This window comes from Gulosibacter massiliensis (assembly GCF_900626105.1).
Lineage (GTDB): Bacteria > Actinomycetota > Actinomycetes > Actinomycetales > Microbacteriaceae > Gulosibacter > Gulosibacter sediminis.
In genome coordinates this window covers 19,503-38,851 of the sequence record NZ_UYZX01000001.1, presented here as the reverse complement: position 1 = coordinate 38,851, position 19,349 = coordinate 19,503, and the positions used below count along the sequence as shown (strand labels likewise).

General features: G+C 68.7%; 21 protein-coding genes. 5 read left to right on the top strand and 16 right to left on the bottom strand.

What is annotated here, in order from left to right; genetic code table 11:
* The first annotated feature begins 85 nt into the window (after positions 1 to 85).
* Positions 86 to 2,581 carry an ATP-dependent helicase HrpB gene (hrpB, locus tag EJL01_RS00200; RefSeq protein WP_125105725.1) on the top strand — a complete coding sequence of 832 codons (2,496 nt, stop codon included), beginning with the start codon at positions 86 to 88 and terminating at the stop codon, positions 2,579 to 2,581.
* 33 nt (positions 2,582 to 2,614) lie between these two features.
* Here hrpB and EJL01_RS00195 read toward each other — a convergent pair whose 3' ends face one another.
* Positions 2,615 to 3,325, bottom strand: coding sequence for a CE1759 family FMN reductase (locus tag EJL01_RS00195; RefSeq protein ID WP_125105724.1), 711 nt, complete (start codon positions 3,323 to 3,325; stop codon positions 2,615 to 2,617).
* Between the two features lie 86 nt (positions 3,326 to 3,411).
* Positions 3,412 to 4,629, bottom strand: coding sequence for a CE1758 family FMN-dependent luciferase-like monooxygenase (locus EJL01_RS00190; RefSeq protein ID WP_125105723.1), 1,218 nt, complete (start codon positions 4,627 to 4,629; stop codon positions 3,412 to 3,414).
* A 338-nt stretch (positions 4,630 to 4,967) separates the two neighbouring features.
* Between EJL01_RS00190 and EJL01_RS00185 the strand changes: the two genes are divergently transcribed.
* Entirely contained in the window at positions 4,968 to 6,896 is a 1,929-nt protein-coding gene (locus EJL01_RS00185; protein ID WP_125105722.1) for a DEAD/DEAH box helicase, read from the top strand.
* An 8-nt stretch (positions 6,897 to 6,904) separates the two neighbouring features.
* Here EJL01_RS00185 and EJL01_RS00180 read toward each other — a convergent pair whose 3' ends face one another.
* From EJL01_RS00180 to EJL01_RS00170, 3 genes are read right to left on the bottom strand one after another with little or no spacing between them, the layout of a single operon-like run.
* Positions 6,905 to 8,053 (bottom strand): DUF418 domain-containing protein, encoded by a 1,149-nt coding sequence (locus EJL01_RS00180; RefSeq protein ID WP_125105721.1) that lies wholly within the window; start codon positions 8,051 to 8,053, stop codon positions 6,905 to 6,907.
* A gap of 9 nt (positions 8,054 to 8,062) precedes the next feature.
* Positions 8,063 to 8,578: an SRPBCC family protein gene (locus EJL01_RS00175; protein ID WP_241209058.1), complete on the bottom strand. Its 516-nt coding sequence runs from the start codon at positions 8,576 to 8,578 to the stop codon at positions 8,063 to 8,065.
* Between the two features lie 58 nt (positions 8,579 to 8,636).
* Positions 8,637 to 8,957 carry a putative quinol monooxygenase gene (locus EJL01_RS00170; protein ID WP_125105720.1) on the bottom strand — a complete coding sequence of 107 codons (321 nt, stop codon included), beginning with the start codon at positions 8,955 to 8,957 and terminating at the stop codon, positions 8,637 to 8,639.
* Between the two features lie 128 nt (positions 8,958 to 9,085).
* On the opposite strand from EJL01_RS00170, the gene EJL01_RS00165 reads away from it, so the two are divergent.
* Positions 9,086 to 9,922 (top strand): class II fructose-bisphosphate aldolase, encoded by an 837-nt coding sequence (locus EJL01_RS00165; RefSeq protein ID WP_125105719.1) that lies wholly within the window; start codon positions 9,086 to 9,088, stop codon positions 9,920 to 9,922.
* A 46-nt stretch (positions 9,923 to 9,968) separates the two neighbouring features.
* On the opposite strand, the gene EJL01_RS00160 is transcribed toward EJL01_RS00165, so the two are convergent.
* Genes EJL01_RS00160 through EJL01_RS13395 form a run of 4 tightly spaced genes read right to left on the bottom strand, consistent with a single transcriptional unit; the run spans position 9,969 to position 11,942 of the window.
* Positions 9,969 to 10,586 carry a hypothetical protein gene (locus EJL01_RS00160; RefSeq protein WP_125105718.1) on the bottom strand — a complete coding sequence of 206 codons (618 nt, stop codon included), beginning with the start codon at positions 10,584 to 10,586 and terminating at the stop codon, positions 9,969 to 9,971.
* Positions 10,587 to 10,622: 36 nt separating this feature from the next.
* Positions 10,623 to 10,931: an ArsR/SmtB family transcription factor gene (locus tag EJL01_RS00155; RefSeq protein WP_125105717.1), complete on the bottom strand. Its 309-nt coding sequence runs from the start codon at positions 10,929 to 10,931 to the stop codon at positions 10,623 to 10,625.
* 39 nt (positions 10,932 to 10,970) lie between these two features.
* Positions 10,971 to 11,591: an intradiol ring-cleavage dioxygenase gene (locus EJL01_RS13400; protein ID WP_348982886.1), complete on the bottom strand. Its 621-nt coding sequence runs from the start codon at positions 11,589 to 11,591 to the stop codon at positions 10,971 to 10,973.
* Between the two features lie 12 nt (positions 11,592 to 11,603).
* Positions 11,604 to 11,942, bottom strand: coding sequence for a hypothetical protein (locus tag EJL01_RS13395; protein ID WP_348982885.1), 339 nt, complete (start codon positions 11,940 to 11,942; stop codon positions 11,604 to 11,606).
* A gap of 116 nt (positions 11,943 to 12,058) precedes the next feature.
* Here EJL01_RS13395 and EJL01_RS00145 point away from each other — a divergent pair, with 116 nt between their 5' ends.
* Positions 12,059 to 12,478, top strand: coding sequence for a DUF1801 domain-containing protein (locus EJL01_RS00145; protein WP_125105716.1), 420 nt, complete (start codon positions 12,059 to 12,061; stop codon positions 12,476 to 12,478).
* On the opposite strand, the gene EJL01_RS13440 is transcribed toward EJL01_RS00145, so the two are convergent.
* The 6 genes from EJL01_RS13440 to EJL01_RS00115 form a co-directional block, all read right to left on the bottom strand.
* On the bottom strand, positions 12,475 to 12,771 hold the full coding sequence (locus EJL01_RS13440) for a Rossmann-fold NAD(P)-binding domain-containing protein (RefSeq protein WP_125105715.1): 297 nt from the start codon (positions 12,769 to 12,771) through the stop codon (positions 12,475 to 12,477). The two genes, EJL01_RS00145 and EJL01_RS13440, sit on opposite strands and share 4 nt — an antisense overlap.
* A gap of 80 nt (positions 12,772 to 12,851) precedes the next feature.
* Positions 12,852 to 13,769: an ABC transporter substrate-binding protein gene (locus EJL01_RS00135; RefSeq protein ID WP_125105714.1), complete on the bottom strand. Its 918-nt coding sequence runs from the start codon at positions 13,767 to 13,769 to the stop codon at positions 12,852 to 12,854.
* 67 nt (positions 13,770 to 13,836) lie between these two features.
* Positions 13,837 to 14,517, bottom strand: a complete 681-nt coding sequence (locus EJL01_RS00130; protein ID WP_125105713.1) for an ABC transporter permease — start codon at positions 14,515 to 14,517, stop codon at positions 13,837 to 13,839.
* A complete protein-coding gene (locus tag EJL01_RS00125) occupies positions 14,514 to 15,182 on the bottom strand; it encodes an ABC transporter permease (RefSeq protein WP_125105712.1) in 669 nt (222 codons plus the stop codon). Before EJL01_RS00125 ends, EJL01_RS00130 begins: the two co-directional genes overlap by 4 nt.
* 1 nt (position 15,183) lies before the next feature.
* Positions 15,184 to 15,999, bottom strand: a complete 816-nt coding sequence (locus tag EJL01_RS00120; RefSeq protein ID WP_125105711.1) for an ABC transporter ATP-binding protein — start codon at positions 15,997 to 15,999, stop codon at positions 15,184 to 15,186.
* A 90-nt stretch (positions 16,000 to 16,089) separates the two neighbouring features.
* Positions 16,090 to 17,169 carry an NADH:flavin oxidoreductase/NADH oxidase gene (locus EJL01_RS00115; protein WP_125105710.1) on the bottom strand — a complete coding sequence of 360 codons (1,080 nt, stop codon included), beginning with the start codon at positions 17,167 to 17,169 and terminating at the stop codon, positions 16,090 to 16,092.
* Between the two features lie 165 nt (positions 17,170 to 17,334).
* On the opposite strand from EJL01_RS00115, the gene EJL01_RS00110 reads away from it, so the two are divergent.
* Positions 17,335 to 18,348 (top strand): MDR family oxidoreductase, encoded by a 1,014-nt coding sequence (locus EJL01_RS00110; RefSeq protein WP_164509669.1) that lies wholly within the window; start codon positions 17,335 to 17,337, stop codon positions 18,346 to 18,348.
* 14 nt (positions 18,349 to 18,362) lie between these two features.
* Here the strand turns inward: EJL01_RS00110 and EJL01_RS00105 are convergent, their stop codons facing one another.
* Positions 18,363 to 19,262 (bottom strand): LysR family transcriptional regulator, encoded by a 900-nt coding sequence (locus tag EJL01_RS00105; protein ID WP_241209167.1) that lies wholly within the window; start codon positions 19,260 to 19,262, stop codon positions 18,363 to 18,365.
* Between the last annotated feature and the right edge of the window lie 87 nt (positions 19,263 to 19,349).

The following is a 19,349-nucleotide window of genomic DNA, read 5'->3' as shown; positions in this document are numbered from 1 at the left end:
GCCCGACCGCCCCGCCGCGCCGGGCGGTGGATGTATCGCTATCACCCCGCAGAGTGACGCTGATCGATGCGGCACACTGGAAGGGATGTTCGACCTCACGCGGATCGCCGAGGGCCTCCCCGCCGCCACCCTGCTCCCCCAACTGCGGGATGCGCTCGCCAAGCCGGGCGCGCGGGCCGTCGTTGCCGCGCCGCCGGGATCGGGCAAGACGACGGTCGTGGCGCCCGCGGTCGCCGAGCTCGCGGACGGCCGCGTCATCGTCACACAGCCGCGCCGCATCGCGACCCGCGCGGCCGCGAGCCGACTCGCGCAACTCAGCGGCACGAGACTCGGGGATGCGGTCGGTTATTCGGTGCGCGGCGAGCGGCGCACGTCGGCCGCGACCCGCGTTGAGTTCGTCACCGCGGGCCTGCTCGTGCGGCGCCTGCTCGCCGACCCCGAACTCGCGGGCGTCGATGCCGTCGTGCTCGATGAGGTGCACGAGCGCTCGCTCGACAGCGATCTCGCGATCGGGATGCTCGGCGAGCTCGGGCAGCTGCGCGACGACCTCACCCTCGTCGCGATGTCGGCGACGCTCGACGTGGCGGCGTGGACCGAGCTGCTCGGCCCTGGAACGCGCGCGTGCGAGGTCGACGTGGCCCCGCATCCGCTCGAGGTGCGTTGGGCGCCTCCGCCGCGCGACGTTCGCCCGCTCGACGAGCGCGGCGTCACGCGCGACTTCCTCAGTCACGTCACCCGTGTGAGCGCCGACGCCTTCGCGGACGTACCGGCGGGTAGCGCCCTCGTCTTCTTGCCGGGCGCGCGCGAGGTCGATCGGGTCGCCGAGGGGCTGCGCGCCCGCGGCATCCCCACTGAGAGCCTCACTGGGTCGCTCTCGCTCGAGGAGCAGCAACGCGTGCTCCGCCCGAACGGCGAGCGCCGCGCGATCGTCGCGACGGCCATCGCCGAGACCTCGCTGACGGTGCCGGATGTTCGGCTCGTGATCGACGCCGGGCTCTCGCGGGAGCCACGCATCGACCTCGCGCGAGACATGGCCCAGCTCGTGACGGTGTCGGTCTCGCAGGCGGCCGCAACCCAGCGCGCGGGCCGCGCCGCGCGCGTCGGCCCCGGCAGCGTGGTGCGCTGCTATGCCGAGCTTGACTGGCCCCGGCTCGCGCCCGCACCGACGCCCGAGATCGCCTCGGCCGAGCTCACCCCGTTCGCCCTCACGCTCGCGGCCTGGGGCGACCCCGACGCGAGCGAGCTGCCACTCCCGCAGCGGCCGCCAGTCGCATCGCTGCAACGCGCCCAGGCGACGCTGCGCAACCTCGGCGCCCTCGACGAGGCCGGGCTGACGGCGCGCGGGCGCGAGTTCGCGAGCATTCCGGCGCATCCGCGCATCGCCCGGGCGCTGCTCGATGCCGCGCCCCGACTCGGCGCGACACGGGCCGCCGAGTATGCAGCGGCCATCGAGTCGGATCGCCGCGCGCCCGGCGGCGACCTCGCGGCGCTCGTGCGCCAGCTGCGGGATGGGCGGGATGCGTCGTCGCAGCGCTGGCGAGACGATGCCCGCCGCCTGCGCGAACTCGTGCCACCTGGCCGCGCCACCACGTCGGTCGGCGACGACGCTGGTCTCGCCGAGGTGATCGCGCTCGCGTATCCCGAGCGACTCGCCCGCGCGCGCGGCGGCGGCTACCAGCTCGCCTCGGGCACCGGCGCCACGCTGCCCCGCGGCAGTGCGCTCACCGGGCACGACTGGCTCGCGGTGGCCGAGGTCGCCCGGGCAACGACGACCGATGCCTCGGGCGCCGTGATCCGTGCCGCCGTGCCGATCGACCCCGAGTCGGCCCGTGAGTTTGCCGGGCCGCTCGTGCGCACGACGACGGTGACGCAGTGGCGGGATGGTCGGGTCAGGGCCACCCGCGAGACTCGGCTCGGCGAGATCCTGCTCGCGTCGTCGCCGCACACGCCGAACCCGCAGGAGGCGCGGGATGCGGTCGCACGCGAGCTCGAGCGCGTGGGCCTCGGGCTGCTGCGCTGGTCGACGGCCGCCGACGAGTTACGGCGTCGACTCGCCCTGCTCCATCGCACGCTTGGAGCGCCATGGCCCGACGTGAACGACGGCGCGCTGCTCGCACGGCTCGACGACTGGCTCGCGCCGGAACTCGACCGGCTCGCACGCGGTTCGACCGCCGCGTCCATCGACCTGCTCGACCCGCTGCGACGACTGCTGCCGTGGCCAGACGCCGCCCGGCTCGCCGAGCTCGCGCCCGAGCGGCTCGAGGTGCCGACCGGCTCGATGGTGCGCGTGCAGTACGCCGAGCACGATACCGACGGCCCGCCCGTGCTCGCGGTGAAGCTGCAGGAGTGCTTCGGCTGGGTCGACACCCCGCGCCTCGTCGACGGCCGCGTGCCCGTGCTGCTGCACCTGCTCTCGCCGGCGCAACGGCCGCTCGCGATTACCGACGATCTCGCGTCATTCTGGTCGGGCCCGTACACCCAGGTGCGCGCCGAGATGCGCGGCCGCTACCCGAAGCATCCGTGGCCCGAAGACCCCCTCAACGCGCCACCGCGCCGCGGCACCACCCGTTCGGGGCGATGACACGGCGCGGTGCGTGGTGGGGATGGGGCTTGTTTAGGCCAGGCTGCCGCCGGTCGCGAGGCGCATGAGGTCGCTCGAGAGATCGATCTCGTCGTTGTCGCCCGACGACTTCGCGCTGCCGAAGTCGTGCTGATAGGTGTCCCAGTTCGTCGCGCGCAGACGCGCCGCGAACCGCGACTCGATGAGCAGCCACAACTCGCCCGCGGCGCGGCGGATTCGCGTCGCGAAGTTCGGGTCGTTCCAGTCCTCGGTCGCTGCGAACAGCGACGTCGGGGCCACGAGCGACCGCAGGTAGGCGAACTGCGAGCGCATCTGACCGTCGATGACGAGGGCGTGGCGGCTCGTGCCGGCGGTCGCGCCGAGCACGACCGGCGTGCCGACGAGCAGGTCGCGGTCGAGCACCTGGAAGAAGCCGCTGAACAGGCCCGAGGCCTCGGCCTTGTAGACCGGAGTCGTGGCAACGAGCGCATCGGCATCGGCGATGAGTCGACTTGCCCGCTCGAGGCCCTCCCCGCGGAGCCCGGTGACGAGCCCGTTCGCGATCTCCTGCGCGAGGTCGCGCAACTCGATCACCGTTGCGCTGAGCTTCGCGCCACTCGTATCGGCGTGTTTCATGAGCTCCTCGACGACGCGGTCGGCCAGCATCGCGGTCGACGACGGGTTCGAGGTGCCGGCATTGACAACCACGACGCGGAATTCCTCCGACTCGCCCGTGCCGGTGTGCTCATTGAATGCTGAAGTCATCGCTGTGCTCGTTCCTCTCCATCTACTTCGGTTCATCTAACGCGCGCCGTCGCCGCTTCATTCCGGATTCCTCGGCGGGCTGCAAACTAGGCGTCAGCCTCGGCGGTCGGCTGCGCAGCCGCCTCCGCCTCGCGCTTCGCGGTGACCTCGTCGGAGTCGAGGTAGGGCGAGCCGCCGGTGACGTTGTCGCCACGGTTCGCCGTGGGCCGGGGCTGGCGCGCGGGCCCGTCGCCATACTTCTTCGCAACGAGGAGTTCGTGCGTCGGGGCCGGCGCCGACTCGGGGTCGCGACGCCCCTCGAGTTCCTTGCGCACGACGGGCACGACCTCGGTACCGAGCAGCTCGATCTGGTCGAGCACCATGTTCAGCGGCAGACCGGCGTGGTCCTGCAGGAACAGCTGGCGTTGGTAGTCACCAAACAGCTCATGGAAGCCGAGGATCTTGTCGATGACCTCCTGCACGCTGCCGACCGCGAGCGGGGTGGCCTGCGAGAACTGCTCGAGCGACGGGCCATTGCCGTACACGGGCGCCTCGTTAAAGTACGGGCGGAACTCGCGGTAGGCATCCTGCGACTTCTTCGCGATGTACGTCTGACCACCGAGGCCGACGATCGCCTCCTTCTTCGTGCCGTGGCCGTAGTGCTCGAAGCGCTCGCGGTAGAAGTTCGCGAGGCGCAGCGAGTGTTCCGGCGGCCAGAAGATGAAGTTGGCGAAGTAGCCATTGCCGTAGAACGCGGCCTGCTCGGCGATTTCGGGGGTGCGAATCGAACCGTGCCACACGAACGGGGGCACATCATCGAGCGGTCGCGGCGTCGAGGTGAAGCCGTTGAGCGGCGTGCGGAACTTGCCCTGCCAGTTCACGACGTCCTCGCGCCAGAGGCGGTGGAGCAGGTTGTAGTTCTCAAGCGCGAGCGGCAGGCCCTGACGAATGTCCTGGCCAAACCACGGGTAGACAGGCGCGGTGTTGCCGCGGCCGAGCATGAGGTCCATGCGACCATCCGAGACGTGCTGGAGCATCGCGTATTCCTCGGCGATGCGCACCGGGTCGTTCGTCGTGATCAGCGTCGTCGACGTGGTGAGGATGAGCCGCTCGGTCTGGGCGGCGATGGCCGCGAGCAGCGTCGTGGGCGACGACGAGAAGAAAGGTGGGTTGTGGTGCTCGCCGACGGCAAAGACGTCGAGCCCGACCTCCTCGGTCTTCTTCGCGATTTCGATCATGCCCTTGATGCGCTCGGCCTCGCTCGGCGTCTCGCCGGTGACGGGGTTGCGGGTGACATCGCTGACCGACATGATGCCGAACTGCATGGTGACTCCTTGTGATTCGCGATTGAATCATGCGTTTGCATGAACCTGCATGCCAGGTAGAACTCGTCCGCGGCGAGAATATTCCCGCGACATGGATTTCTTCTCGGCAAGGTGCGTCTCGACCGCACGCGCACCCTTGGGGTAGACTTGGCTGGTTGACGCCCAAGCTGCGCCGGAACTCGGCCGCACGGATCTGGCGTCACCCGTTCGATCACCACACCGGTGGTCATTCCTCAGACCGGCCATCAGGCCCGGATGCGACTCGACGACTGCCCCCTTGCACTTGTGTGTTCGTCTCTACGCATCCCGACGAGCACGCACCGAAGGAAGGCGCCACTATGACGCACCCCACGACCGACGTTCCCGACGACGACTCAAACTCAACTACCCCCAGCTTTTCCGAGCTCGGCCTGAGCGCCCCGGTGCTCGAGGCCGTCACCGAGATCGGTTACGAGACCCCGAGCCCGATCCAGGCCGCGACCATCCCGACCCTGCTCGAGGGCCGCGACGTCGTGGGCCTCGCCCAGACGGGAACGGGCAAGACCGCCGCGTTCGCGCTGCCCGTGCTCTCGCGCATCGAGGGCGGCGCCCAGAAACCGCAGGCGCTCGTGCTCTCGCCTACCCGCGAGCTCGCACTGCAGGTCGCCGAGGCATTCGAGAGCTACGCCTCGAAGCTCCCCGCGGTGCGCATGGTGCCGATTTACGGTGGCGCTGCGTACGGCTCGCAGCTCAACTCACTGCGCCGCGGCGTTGACGTCGTCGTTGGCACCCCGGGTCGCATCATGGACCACCTCAAGCGCGGCAGCCTCGACCTCAGCGAGATCAAGTTCCTCGTGCTCGACGAGGCCGACGAGATGCTGAAGATGGGCTTCGCTGAGGACGTCGAGACGATCCTCGCCGACACCCCCAAAGAGAAGCAGGTTGCCCTCTTCTCGGCGACGATGCCCCCGCAGATTCGCCGCATCTCGCAGCAGTACCTCAACGATGCCGCCGAGATCACGGTGAAGTCGACGACCGCGACCGCGAAGAACATCTCGCAGCGCTACCTCGTCGTGCCCTTCCACCAGAAGGTGGACGCGCTCACGCGCATCCTCGAGGTCGAAGAGTACGACGGCCTCATCATCTTCGTGCGCACGAAGAGCGAGACCGAGCAGCTTGCCGACAAGCTCCGCGCCCGCGGCCTCTCGGCCAGCGCCATCAACGGCGACATCGCACAGAACCAGCGCGAGCGCCTCGTGAGCGACCTCAAGGCTGGCAAGCTCGACATCCTTATCGCCACCGACGTCGCCGCCCGCGGCCTCGACGTCGAGCGCATCACGCACGTCGTGAACTTCGACATTCCGACCGACCCCGAGTCGTACGTGCACCGCATCGGCCGCACGGGCCGCGCGGGCCGCACCGGCGCCGCGATCAGCTTCGTCACCCCGCGCGAGCGTCGCCTGCTCAACCACATCGAGCGCGTCACGCGCCAGCCGATGGAGCAGATGCGCCTGCCCTCCGTCGCCGACGTCAACGAGACGCGCCTGAGCCGTTTCGACGACGCGATCACCGCGGCGCTCGAAGACACGGCACGAATCGAGGCCTTCCGCGACATCATCGACCACTACGTGCGTCACCACGATGTGCCGGAGTCGGACGTCGCCGCGGCCCTCGCCGTTGTCGCGCAGGGCGATGACCCGCTGCTGCTCGACCCCAACAACGACCCGATAGCGAACCAGCCCGACTTCTCGCGCGACCGCCGCGACAACGGCCGCGACAACCGCGACGGTGGCGGCCGCCGCGAGCGCCGCGAGTCGAACGGCAACCTACAGGCGTACCGCATCGAGGTTGGCAAGCGCAACCGCGTTGAGCCCCGCCAGATCGTTGGCGCGCTCGCGAACGAGGGCGGCATCGGCCGCGACGACATCGGTGCGATCAACATCTACCCGGCGTTCACCATCGTCGAGCTGCCCCGCGACCTCTCACGCGACGACCTGAACCGTCTCGGTGGCATCCGGGTCGCCGGCCAGAACATTGACATTCGCCCCGACAACGGGCCCGCCAAGCGTCGTCGCGATGACGACCGCGACGGCCGCGGCGGCTACGGTGGCGGCGGCCGCGGCGGCTACCGCGGTAACCGCGACGGCGACGACCGCGGCGGTTATCGAGGTAACCGTGACGGCGACGACCGTGGTGGGTACCGCGGTGGACGTGGCGGCGGCTATAACGGCGGTGGCCGTGGTGGCAACTACCGCGATCGTGACGACCGCGGCGGCAACCGCTACTAGCTCGCGCGCTACTCTCGCACCGACGGCGGGGCGGCCTCTTCGGAGGGTGCCCCGCCGTTTGGCGTTTCCGCGGCGCGCACGACGACCGGTCGGGCGACGAGCCGCTGCCCAGCCGCGAGCATCCCGACGTGCGCGGTGACCTGCTCGAGCGGCCCGCGCCGCACGAAGCGCAACCAGATCGGGCACGCGACGAGCATGATGACGACGGTGATGGCCCAGACGACGTTGCTGTACGGCAGCTCGCCGCCCGGCCAGACGAGCGCGAGCACGATGAGGTGGCCCGTGTAGGTGGTCAACGGCATCGCGCCGACGGCCGAGACCGGCCGCAGCACGTTCGCGGCGGCCCTTGGGATCAGCAGGCAGAAGCCAAGCAGCGCGAACGCGAGCGCGCCCGAGCCGATGAGTTCGAGGGTGCCGCCGCCGTGCGGCGTGATGTCGGCCAGGGCCCGCAGCATCGTCGCGGTCACGCCCCCGGTCGTGAACTCGACGTCTTCGATTACCGGCGTCAGCAGCATCCCGAGCCCCTGGCTGAGCAGCCAGACGCCAAAGCCGAACACGAGCATGGTGATCGCGGTGATCGTCTTGGTGAAGTCGGTTCGGCCGAGCGCGAGGCCGAGCAGCAGCAGCGGGAACCACGTGGTGAGCGGGTACATGCCGCCGAAGAGCATGTCGAAGCCCGGTGCGTAGATGAGATAGCCGAGGCTGTAGATCGTCGCGATCACCGGAGGCCCGACCACCCCGATGCCGACCGCGAGCGCGACGAGCACCGCGGGTCGCAGCCGCAGCATGGGCAGCACGAGCAGGTAGAGCAAGCCGTAGAAGGTGAGAATGATCGCGACCGAGGTGCCGAGCAGTTCGAGCATGAGGCCGATCGCGAAGATCACACCGCCGCGGCCGAGCAGGCGCAGCCGAAGCGCTGGCAGCTCGTGCGGCTGCGGGATGCGCGTGCCGCCGGTCATAATCGCGATCGACACCCCGGCGAGCAGGCCGAAGAGGATCGACGAGTTGCCGTGGACAATGCCGTCCCACGTGCTCGGGTCGGTGAGCACGAACGCCGGGGCGTTGCCGAGGTGCGCGCCGACCATCCCAAAGATCGCGAACGCGCGGGCGTAGTCGAGGCCGAGGATGCGCGTAGGGGCCGGGACGGCTGCGGTCATGCTCCGATACTACGGGCGCGCGAACTCGACGTCGTAGCGCTCTTTGAGCTCCTGCCAACCGACGCGGAAGGCGTCTTCGCCTACGATGCGCGGCTGCTTTTCGCCTTGGAGGAGGGCAGCGAGCACGCCGAAACAGACCTGCCAGCCGGCCGCGTACATCGCCGCGGCGTCGAGCTCGCGCAGCACTATCGCGAAGTCGATGCGGTCGCCGGTGATGGTCCAGGTAATGAGGTCGTCACCCCAGCGATGCGTGACCTGCTTGCCCGGGTCGACGGCGAGCACCTCGACCGAGAACGGGGCATCCTCGGGGTTTTCCCGTGCCTCGGCCGGGCCGACCGAGGTGAGCGGACGATCGGGTACGTTCGGCGACCAGGCAGCGAGTAGCTCGGGCTCGGTGACATAACTCCACACGGTCTGCTGGTCGGCACCGTCGGTCATGAAGTTCATGCGCAGCTGCGGCGGCTCGACCTCACTGTCGATGCGTCCGGCAATGTTCAACGCGAGAATGCGTTCGCGGATATCCATGGCGCCACCCTGCCGGAGGGACCTGGAAATCGCGCGAACGCACTCGGGTGCCGCGAAACTAGTCGACCTGGAGCTCACCCATCTCATCCCAGTCGTCGCCGTCGATCGTGCGGCTGATGATCTTCGGCGTCGACGCGAGCAGCGGGCGCATCGTCTCGAGACCCTTCGCGAAGTGCTCCGACCCCACGTGCGCGGCGCCCGCGTCGTCATTGAATGCTTCGACGAGCACGAACTCGTTCTCGCGCTCGACCGAGCGGCTCCACTCGAACCACTTGTTGCCCGGCTCGGCACGGGTGGCCTCGGTGAACTCGCGGGTGCGCTCGATGAATGTGTCGGCATACTCAGGCAGCACGTCGTACTTGACCACGATGAAGATCATGGTTCTCCTTAATTGGCTGGCTCTCTAGCTTGCCGCGTGCAATCTTTCTCTGCCTGAATGCGCCACAACCTGCGATACTTGCGATACCACTTTTCAAAGTTGCGATTCCAACTATCTGAGGAGGGCGCATGCCACTCACCGATCTCACCACCGTTGCCGCTGCGAGCCGCGAGGCCGGGAAGGGCCTCGGCGCCTTCAACGTCGTGCAGCTCGAGACCGCGCAGGTGCTCGTCGACGCGGCCGCCGCGGCCGGTCGCCCCGTCGTGCTGCAGGTCAGCCAGAACGCCGTGAAGTACCACGGGGGCCACCTCGCTCCCATAGGCCGGGCGACGATCGAGGTCGCGAAGGCCGCCAAGATCGACACCGTCGTGCACCTCGATCACGCCGACGACGTCGACCTCATTCGCGAGGCCGTCGGCCTCGGCTTCACGTCGGTGATGTACGACGGCTCGCACCTGCCGTTCGAGCAGAACCTCTCCACGACCATCGAGGTCGTCGAGTTCTGCCACGCGGCGGGCGTCACCGTCGAGGCCGAGCTCGGTGAAGTCGGTGGCAAAGACGGCGTGCACGCGCCGGGCGTGCGCACCGACCCCGACGACGCAGCCGACTTCGTCGCGAAGACGGGCGTCGACCTGCTCGCCGTCGCGGTGGGCTCGTCGCACGCGATGACCGAACGCAGCGCCGACCTCGACCTTGCGCTCATCGAGCGCATGGCCGCGACGGTGCCGGTGCCGCTCGTACTCCACGGCTCCTCTGGCGTCTCGGATGCGGGCATGGTCGCGGCGATCCGCGCGGGCATGACGAAGATCAACGTCTCGACGCACCTCAACGTGCAGTTCACCGCGGCCGTGCGCGAGTACCTCGCCGCGAACCCCGGGGCCGTCGACCCGCGCACGTATGTCGCAGCCGGCAACACGGTCGTGCGCGCCGAGGTCGAGCGTCTGCTCGGCCTCTACGCGGCGTAACCGCTCGGCGCGGGTGCCTTGTCGCGCCCGCGCCCGCAGCCTCCCACTAGAACAGTTCGTCGTACTCGGCCGAGAGTGCGGCGACGGCGCGGTCGAATGAGCCGCGCTGCATCACGGCGCCCTCGCGGCGCATCCCGTCGTCGGTCACGCGCAGCAACCGCTCGGGGTTCATGAAGCTCTCACGTCCGCTCGAGTCCCAATCGCCGGCGCCGACCGACAGGTAGCCGTTGTGCTCCTTGGTCGAGAGATAGCAGCCGAGCACCGAGGTCGCGTCGATGCGGGCGAGGATGAGCACCGGGCGGTCCTTGCCGCGGCCGTCGTTCTCGACGTAGGGCACCCAGGTCCACACGACCTCACCCGGGTCGGGCGTGCCATCGCGGTCGGGCGCGTAGCTCGTCTGGATGCCGCGCACCTCGTTCGCACGAATCTCGCGGGTGCGGCCCGGGCCGTACTGGCCGGCGGTCGCTTCGTCGTCGCCGTGCTGCTCGTAACCGCGCGATGAGGTCGGCTTCGGCGACGTCTTCGGCGTGGCACCCGAGGACGTGGTGCGGCGCTTCGACTTCGCGGGCGACGACGTGCGCTCCTGTGTCGCGGTCGACGAGACCGCCTTCACGACGGTGTCGACGACCATGCGGCCGATACGTCCCCAATTGATGTTCGCCACGGTGGTCCTTCGAGTTGAGCCGGTTTCTTGCGGCACCTACCCTACGGCGTCACCGTCGCCATCCTCGGCAACGTGCTCAAGCGCATCCTCAATCAGGTGCACGACGTGCGAATCCGCAACTTCGTAATACATCTCGCGCCCGTGCCGCACGGCCTTGACGAGCTCAGCCTCGCGGAGCATCCGCAGGTGCTGCGACACGCGCGGCTGCGACATGCCAGTCGCCTCGACGAGCGCCGATACTGTGGCGGGATCGCGCCGGATCTCGCGCATGAGCCGCAGCCGGGAGGTACTCCCGAGCACCTTGAAGAGCTGGGCTGCGCGTTCGACGGCAAGATCCGGATCCATCACCCAAGTATCGTCGCCCGCGAGGTGTCTGTCGAAACGCTACGGGCGGCCGCCGCCACCCTCGCCACCGCCGCCACCGGCGGTCGGCTCGGTCGTCGTGTCGACCCGCACGACGAGGGATGCGGTGTACCCGTCGGTCGCGTTACCCGCGACGGTGGCGAGCTGGAGCGCTCCCCCGTCTTCGCCGAATACGTTGTCACTGTCGAGCGTGATCTGCGCGAGGTTGTTCGCCGAGCCAGTGTAGGTGCTGCTCTCGTAGACGGAGTCGACCATCGACTGCGGCAGCGCCATCTGCGACGTCGCGATCGCGTTTGTCGAGTCGCTGATCTGCGAGACGTCGGGGTACACCTCGAAGTGGATGTGCGGCCAGCGACCCGTGTAGCAGCCGGGCACGACCGACTTGAACGTCACCTGGCCGTTCGCGTCGGCGACCTGCACGCCGCGCAGCCACGACTCGTCCTCGACACCGCTCGAGTAGAGCGAGTACTCGCCGAGGGCGTTGCAATGCCACGCGTAGACGGCGACGCCCTCAAAGGCGCGGTCGCCGTTCGCCATGTCGGTGATGCGGAACGTGAAGTCGAGGGGCACACCGTCGACGGGGTCGTCGGCGCCGATGCTCGAGCGAATGTCGCTGCGCACGATGCCCGACTCCTCCAGCACGTCGGGGCCGTTCTAGCCGTCGCCCGGGTACGGACCGGCCGTCTCGTCAGGAATCTCGCCCGCTGGCAGCGCCTCGGTGGCGGTCGCCGAGGCGGTGGCGGTTGCGCTCGCGGAGGCGCTCGAGGTAGCACTCTGCGTCGCGGTCGTGCCGGTCGAGCCGGCCGTGCAGGCGGCCAGGAAAGTTCCGACGGCGCCGACGCCGAGCACACCGAGCACACCTCGGCGCGTCAGCAGCGTTGTGATGTCGAAGGAGGCGCCCTGGTCAACGACCTCCTCGTCGGGGCGGTCGAGTTTGCGGCCCTGGTATTTCAGGCCCTCGGGTGTCTCTTCGGGATCGGGGAATCCGGTCATGGGGGCATCCTCTCGTCGGTTGCGATGTCACCATCATTCGCGGACCGTTTTGCAACAGAGCAAGCACCGCCTATGCGTGAGCTATGCGCTGCATCCAGGGCCGTAGACTCCGAGACATGGCGAGCGAGATCAAGACAAAGCCGACCGACGTTGACCCACGCGAGTTCATCGCCGAACTCCCGACCGCGCGCCGGCGCGAGGAGGGCTCGCAGTTACTGGAGCTATTCGAGGCGGTCACGGGCCAACGCGCTGTCATGTGGGGCCCGTCGATGATCGGCTTCGGCGAGACCGACTACACGAACACGATGGGCACCAACTCGTGGTTCAAGGTCGGCTTCAGCCCGCGCAAAGCGAAGCTCACGTTCTACGGTCTGCAGGGCTACACGCACCAGCCTGAGGCGCTCGAACGGCTCGGCAAGCACGCCCTCGGCGCCGGCTGCGTGTACGCGAACTCGCTGCAGGACCTCGACCTCGACGTGCTCCGCGAGCTCGTCGAACTCGGCTGGCGCGCGCAGGCCGACGGGGCTCCGAGCTAGGCCGTTTCACGCAGGAACGTCTCGAACGACCGCGGCGGAGTGCCGGTGATCGCCTCGACGTCGCCGCTCACTAAGGTCGCGTCGGGCGCGGCCGCCGCGAACGAGGTGTAGACGGCGTGGTTGACCCCGGCTTCGGCGGCGGCATTGATGACCGCGCGGTGTTGGTTAAGCCGATCGGCGCTCTCGGAGGCCGACACCATGAACAGTGTCTGCACTCCGTGGAGGGCGCGGATGGACGCCTCGCGGTCGGAATACGAGAACGGCTCGACGGTGGCGCAACGGCCACCGCGCATTCTCGTTGGGTCGCACTCATGAATGCGGACGCGCCCGGGCGAGTATTCGCTCGGGCGCGTCCGCAGCTATCTACGTCTCGCTAGCCGTTGAGCCCGGCTTGCTCGAGCCACTCGCTCGCGATGTCGGGGGTCGATGCCTGGTCTTCGGTGCTCTGCACGTTCATCGCGATGAGGTCGTCGGCGGTGAGTTTCGCGCTCACCTCGTTGATGACGTCGGCGGCCGCCGGGTCAAGCGCGTCGCTCGCGACCGGCACGACCTGCGAGGCGAGGAACAGCGACTCGGGGTCATCAAGTACGACGAGGCTGTCGGTCTCGATGCGCGGGTCGGCCGTGAACACATTCGCCACGTTGACAGTGCCAGCGAGCAGGTCTTCGACCGTCGTGTCGCCGGTCGCCGAGAACTCAACGTCAACACCGTAGGTGTCAGCGAGGCCCTTCGGCCCGTACGGGCGGTCGGCCAATTCGGGCGGGCCGCCGAGCGTCAGCTGCTCCTCGACGCCCGCGAGATCGGCGATCGACTCGAGCTCGTACTCCTGCGCGAACTCCTGCGTCACGGTGTAGGAATCTTGGTCGGATGCTTCGGCTTGGTCGAGCACCTGCAGGCCGTCGGGCAGCGCGGCCTCGAGCGCGGCGTAGACCTCCTCGCTCTCGCGGGCGGTCGCCTCGGGGTCGAGGTACTGCAGCAGGTTGCCGGTGTACTCAGGGAAGAGCGTGATATTGCCATTCTCGATCTCGGGCATGTACGCGTCGCGCTGGCCCGAGTTGAAGCTGCGGTCGACCGTGAAGCCGTTCGCCTCAAGCGCCTGCGCGTAGATCTCGGCAACGATCTCGTTCGAGTAGTAGCTCTGCGAGCCAACGACGATGGTGTCGCCCGCGGCGGCCGTGCCGCTCTCAGCGGGCGTGTCGAGCGGATCGCCCGAGGTGCATCCGGCGAGTGCTACCGCCACGGCGAACGCCGCGGCTGCCCCGATTCCTGCGCGAATTCGACGATGCTGCATGAGTGTTCCTCTCATCGGTGAGCCTGCCCGCCAACCCTAGCGTGGGCGTGTGACACGGCCACGGTCATCAACGCGCCGCGGCAAGTTGTATTCCGCGCGGTACGGAGGCGCGCTGCGCAAGTGCAAGGAGCAGGTCGAGCGCGAGGGCGAGGGCCACGACGAGGAGCGCACCACCGAGCACCTCGTCGTAGCGGCGCAGGCTCAGCCCCGTGATGATCGGTAGGCCGAGGCCCCCGAGATTCAGGTAGGCGGCGATCGTCACGGTCGCGACCACCTGGAGCACGGCCGTGCGCAGCCCACCAAGCAGCAGCGGCAGCCCTAGTGGCACTTCGACGCGCCAGAACAGCTGCCAGTCGGTCATGCCGACGCTGCGCGCTGCATCGATGACGCGGCGATCGATCGCCTCAATGCCCGAATAGGCGCCGGCGAGCAACGACGGAATCGCGAGAATCACGAAGGTGATGAGCGCCGCCTCGGGTCGGCGCGTCACGCCGAGCAGCAACACGAGCAGCACGAGCAGACCGAACGACGGAATCGCGCGCGCCGCGCCCGTCACGGCAACACCGAACTCGCGACCCCGACCGGTGTGGCCGATCCACCACCCGAGGGGCACAGCGAGCGCGACCGCGACGAGCACCGCGACGAAGGTGGTGAGCAGGTGCTCGCCGAGCAAGCCGAGGAGGGTCGCGTCGCCGCTCCACTGGCCGGGGCCGAAGATCCATGCGACGGCGTCGAGCAGAAAACTCATGCCAGGCTCCGCTCGACCTTGGTGCGACGGGTCGCGGCGTGCAGCCACGGCGTGAGCGCGCGCCCGAGTAGCACGAGGGCAAGGTCGATCACGAGCGCAATGATCACGACGGCGAGCACGCCGGCGAACACCTCAGCGATGATGCGCCGCTGCAGGCCGTTCGTGAACAGGTAGCCGAGGTTTTCGACGCCGACGAGAATACCGACCGTCGCGAGCGCGACGGTGCTCACCGCCGTCACGCGCAGGCCGGCAAGCAGCACGGGCACCGCGAGGCGCAGGTCGACGGCGAAGAAGCGGCGCACTCCCCCGTACCCAAGCGCATCCGCGGCCTGTCGCACATCGCTGTCGACCGAATCGAGCGCATCCACGACCGAGCGCACGAGGATCGCGAGCGCGTAGAGCGTCAGCGCGACCACGAGGTTCACCTCGCTTGCCGCGGGGTAGCCGGCGATGACGGGCAGAATCACGAGCAGGGCGAGCGACGGCACGGTGTAGAGCAGGCCGGTTACGCCGGTGAGCAGGCCGCGAAGCGGCCGGTAGCGCCAAGCGGCCCAGCCGATCGGCAGCGAGACCACGAGTCCGAGCACGAGCGCAATGAGGCTTTGGCGCGCGTGCACGAGCGTGAGCTGCCAGATGAGCTCGAGGTTGTTCGCGACCCAGTTCACGTCACTCCTCGCGCAGCACGCCCTGGGTGCGCCCCTGCGCATCCACCACTACGGTGCCGTTCGGCGTCTGCTTGAGCTGCAGCGCGCGCTTGCCGCGGTCGGCGCCGATCATGGCGGCGACGAAGTCGTTCGCGGGGGCTTCGATGATCTCGCTCGGGCTGCCGACCTGCAGCTGTTGCGCGCCGGCCTGCAGCATCACGACCTGATCGCCGAGCAGAAATGCCTCGTCGATGTCGTGAGTGACGAACACGACGGTCTTGTCGAGCTCGCGCTGAAGGCGGATGAGCTCCTGCTGCAGCTCGGCGCGCACGACCGGGTCGACCGCACCGAAGGGTTCGTCCATGAGCAGGATGTTTGGGTCGGCCGCGAGCCCACGGGCCACTCCGACGCGCTGCTGCTGGCCCCCCGAAAGCTGGCTCGGGTACCGGTCGGCGAGTTCGGGTCCGAGGCCGACCGTGTCCATGAGCTCGAGTGCCCGGCTCCGCGCCGCCCGCCGGGTCGCGCCCTCGAGTCGCGGTACGGTCGCGATGTTGTCGGCCACCGTGAAGTGCGGCATGAGCCCGGAGTTCTGCATGACATAGCCGATGCTGCGGCGTAGCTTCACCGGGTCGAGCTTCGACACCGGCGTGCCGTCGATCTCGATTTCCCCGGAGGTCGGCTCGACCATCCGGTTGATCATGCGCAGCAGCGTCGTCTTACCGCAACCAGACGATCCAACGAACACGCACGTCGTTCGCGAGTCAACCGTCAGGCTGAAGTCGTCGACCGCCGGCGCCTGCTCGTCATAGCGCTTCGTGACATGGCGAAACTCGATCATGAGCGTTCGTCCCCCTCGGCGCGCATCGCTCGGCCACGCCTGGCTCGGTGTGATGGCCAAGCGTAGCCGACGCGATGCTGCGGGTTTCCGTTAGCGGTGAGCGCGTCGGTAAGGCCCGGGCACGAGCCCGGCATCGAAACGCAGCGCCTCCTGGGCCTGGATGGGCAGGCGCGGGTTGCGCAGCAGTTCGCGCCCGATGAGCACGACGTCAGCCTGGCCAGTGACGAGCACGTGCTCGGCCTGCAACGGGTCGTTGATCAGCCCGACGGCCCCGGTCGGGATGCCCGCCTCGGCGCGCACGCGGCTCGCGAACGGCGTCTGGTAGCCGGGGCCGACGGGGATCTCGGCGAGCACGTTGCCGCCGGTCGACACGTCAATGAAATCGACTCCGTGCTCCTTAAGCCAGCTTGAGAGCTGCACCGTCTCGTCGATGGTGACGCCGCCCTCGGTCCAGTCCGTGGCCGAGAGGCGCACGAACAGTGGCACGGTGTCGGCGATCTCGGCGCGCACGGCGTCGACGATTTCGAGCAGTAGGCGCGCTCGGTTCTCGAGCGAACCGCCGTACTCATCGGTGCGCTGGTTGCTCAGCGGTGAAATGAGCGAGTGGAGCAGGTAGCCGTGGGCGGCGTGGAGTTCGAGGAAGTCGAAGCCAGCGTCGAGCGCACGGTTGGCTGCGGCGACGAACGCGGCCTTCACCTCGGCCAGGCCGGCTTCGTCGAGCGCCTCCGGGGTGTCGAGCCCGTCGAAAGCGATCGTCGAGGGGGCGACGGTCACCCAAGCACCGTCCTCCGTCGAGAGCGAGCCGCTCTTGCCCTCGGCGTCGTACTCGCCGTAGGTGCTCGCCTTGCGCCCGGCGTGGGCGAGCTGGATGCCGATCTTGGCCCCCTGCGAGTGCACGAAGTCCACGATCGGGGTGAACGCGTCGCGCTGTTCGTCGTTCCACAGGCCGAGGTCGCGAGGCGAGATGCGCCCCTCGGGCACGACACCCGTCGCCTCGACGATGATTGCGCCGGCGCCGCCGATCGCGAACTGCCCGAGGTGCACGAGATGCCACGGGGTCGGCACGCCGTCGTGCTGTTCAACGACGTACTGACACATCGGCGGCGCCCAGATGCGGTTGCGGAAGGTCACGCCGCGCAGCGTGAGCGGCTCGAACAACTTGTGGGTCATCGTGCTCCTGAAAGTCGAGGATTGCTTCGGCGCACCCGGGCGCCTTGACGTGAAATGCCACGCCCCGAAGCCAACGGCTGTCGCTTGGTTTTATTCCGCCGGCGGTCAGTCGACTCGCACCACCCCGCCCTATCCTGAACTCCATCGCCACCAAAGGAGCTGCACGTGAGCTTTCGCGCCATCGTCATTGAACAGACCACCGACCGAGGTCGCGTCACCGAACACGCCGCCAAGCTGCGCGAGCTCGACGATGACTTCCTCACTGCTTCGGGCGGTGAGCGGCCGATCGATATCGAGGTCGAGTACTCCGACATCAATTACAAGGACGGCATGGCGATAGCCGGCCGCCCCGGCATCGTCAAGGCGTCCCCACTCATCCCCGGCATCGACCTCGTCGGCCGGGTCGTCTCGTCGGCGGATCTCGCGTTCCAGCCGGGCGACGAGGTGATCCTCACTGGCGACGGCATCGGCGAAACGAAGCATGGCGGGCTCAGCGAACGGGCCCGCGTGAACGGCGACGCGCTTGTGCGCCGCCCCCAGTCCCTCAGCGCGAAGCGCGCGGCCGCGATTGGAACTGCTGGCTTCACCGCGATGCTCTCGGTCCTCGCACTCGAACGCGCGGGCGTCACACGCGATTCGGGGCCGGTCGCGGTCACCGGCGCCTCGGGCGGCGTCGGTTCGATCGCCGTCGCGATTCTCGCGAAGCTCGGCTACGAAGTGGCGGTGATCACCGGCCGCGCCCAGGTGCAGGGCGACTTCCTTGCATCACTCGGCGCCGCGGAGGTGCTCGACCGGGCCGAGTTCGTCGAGTCCGGCGCGCCACTGCAGCAGCGCCGCTGGGCCGGCGCAGTCGACTGCGTCGGCTCGACCGTGCTCGCAAACCTGCTCTCGCAGACCTTCGACAACGGCACCGTCACCGCCTGTGGCCTTGCCGCGGGCACCGATCTTCCGACGACCGTGTTGCCGTTCATCCTGCGCGGCGTTTCGCTGGCGGGCATCAACTCGGTCACCGCGTCGCGCACCCTCCGGCAACAGGCGTGGGATCGCCTCGCGAGCGACCTGCCGTTCGAGCTGCTCGACTCGCTCACCGAGGAGACGACGCTCGAGGGTGCCTTCGACATCGCCGACGAAATCCTCGCCGGGCGGGTGCGAGGCCGTACCGTCGTGAAACTCGCCTAACCAAGGGACTACGCCTACATCGCTGGCTCGTCGACGGCCGCCTCGGGACGCCGAGCGAGCAGCCCGAGCACGGCCATCATGAGCGGCGTCGACTGCAGGCTGCGCCGCGACACCGTGTAGACCGTGCGCGACTCGGCCGGCCCGAGGTCGACGAACCGCGTGCCGCTGAGTAGGCGCGACGGGATGAGCGCGGGGAGGAACCCCACCGCGACGCCCTCGCGAGCGAGGTTTTGGTGAACGAGCATGTCGGAGCTCTCGAAACGGATGCGCGGCTCGAAGCCCGCGCGGCGGCACAGCGACATCGCCCAGTCGCGCGTCGGTGTGCCGGGCAGTTCCATGACCCAGTCAAGATCGGCGACGTCGCGCGGCCCCGCAACGTCACGCTCAAGCCCCTCGGGCACGACGAGCAGCATGCGGTCATCGAACAGCACCGTCTCAACGATGTCATCACGCCGCGGGAACGACTGTCCCGAGTAGCGCTCGACGATCGCGAGGTCGAACTCGCGTGACACGACTCGATCGCGCGATACGTCGGCATCGGCCTGCACGACGCTGACGTCGGCCAGGGGATGCTGCTCCCGCAGCTCGCGCACGAGCTCGGGCACCATCGTCAGGCACGCGCTCTGAAACGCCGCGAGCGAGAGCGTGCCGCGCACCTCATCCTGCGAGGTCGTCACCGCCGAGTGCGCGCCCTCCCACTCGCGCAGCACGCGGCGCGCGTGGCCGAGCAGCACCTGCCCCTGCGCCGTGAGCCGCACCCGGCGGCCGTCGGGCTCGAGCAGCGCGGCGTCAAAGTCGCGTTCGAGCTGCGCGAGCTGCTGCGACACCGCCGAGGTGCTGTACGAAAGCAGCTTCGCGACGGCCGAAACCGTACCGAGCCGGTCGAGCTCGAGCAGCATCCGCAACCGCTTCATCTCACTCACGCGACACCCTCAATTGATTGTAAAGTAAAACAAGACATTTTCTTGCAAGTATTGCAGCTTTTGCTTATAGGTCACCCA

Excerpts from the sequence above, each read along its gene's own strand:
- EJL01_RS13395 (WP_348982885.1), bottom strand. The coding sequence starts at position 11,942 with ATGACCGGATTCCCCGATCCCGAAGAGACACCCGAGGGCCTGAAATAC.
- EJL01_RS00105 (WP_241209167.1), bottom strand. The coding sequence starts at position 19,262 with ATGAAGCGGTTGCGGATGCTGCTCGAGCTCGACCGGCTCGGTACGGTT.
- EJL01_RS00165 (WP_125105719.1), top strand. The coding sequence starts at position 9,086 with ATGCCACTCACCGATCTCACCACCGTTGCCGCTGCGAGCCGCGAGGCC.
- EJL01_RS00175 (WP_241209058.1), bottom strand. The coding sequence starts at position 8,578 with ATGGATATCCGCGAACGCATTCTCGCGTTGAACATTGCCGGACGCATC.
- EJL01_RS00115 (WP_125105710.1), bottom strand. The coding sequence starts at position 17,169 with ATGACCCACAAGTTGTTCGAGCCGCTCACGCTGCGCGGCGTGACCTTC.
- EJL01_RS00195 (WP_125105724.1), bottom strand. The coding sequence starts at position 3,325 with ATGACTTCAGCATTCAATGAGCACACCGGCACGGGCGAGTCGGAGGAA.
- EJL01_RS00155 (WP_125105717.1), bottom strand. The coding sequence starts at position 10,931 with ATGGATCCGGATCTTGCCGTCGAACGCGCAGCCCAGCTCTTCAAGGTG.
- EJL01_RS00145 (WP_125105716.1), top strand. The coding sequence starts at position 12,059 with ATGGCGAGCGAGATCAAGACAAAGCCGACCGACGTTGACCCACGCGAG.
- EJL01_RS00180 (WP_125105721.1), bottom strand. The coding sequence starts at position 8,053 with ATGACCGCAGCCGTCCCGGCCCCTACGCGCATCCTCGGCCTCGACTAC.
- EJL01_RS13440 (WP_125105715.1), bottom strand. The coding sequence starts at position 12,771 with ATGCGCGGTGGCCGTTGCGCCACCGTCGAGCCGTTCTCGTATTCCGAC.
- EJL01_RS00120 (WP_125105711.1), bottom strand. The coding sequence starts at position 15,999 with ATGATCGAGTTTCGCCATGTCACGAAGCGCTATGACGAGCAGGCGCCG.
- EJL01_RS00190 (WP_125105723.1), bottom strand. The coding sequence starts at position 4,629 with ATGCAGTTCGGCATCATGTCGGTCAGCGATGTCACCCGCAACCCCGTC.
- EJL01_RS00185 (WP_125105722.1), top strand. The coding sequence starts at position 4,968 with ATGACGCACCCCACGACCGACGTTCCCGACGACGACTCAAACTCAACT.
- EJL01_RS00130 (WP_125105713.1), bottom strand. The coding sequence starts at position 14,517 with ATGAGTTTTCTGCTCGACGCCGTCGCATGGATCTTCGGCCCCGGCCAG.
- EJL01_RS00135 (WP_125105714.1), bottom strand. The coding sequence starts at position 13,769 with ATGCAGCATCGTCGAATTCGCGCAGGAATCGGGGCAGCCGCGGCGTTC.
- EJL01_RS00170 (WP_125105720.1), bottom strand. The coding sequence starts at position 8,957 with ATGATCTTCATCGTGGTCAAGTACGACGTGCTGCCTGAGTATGCCGAC.
- hrpB (WP_125105725.1), top strand. The coding sequence starts at position 86 with ATGTTCGACCTCACGCGGATCGCCGAGGGCCTCCCCGCCGCCACCCTG.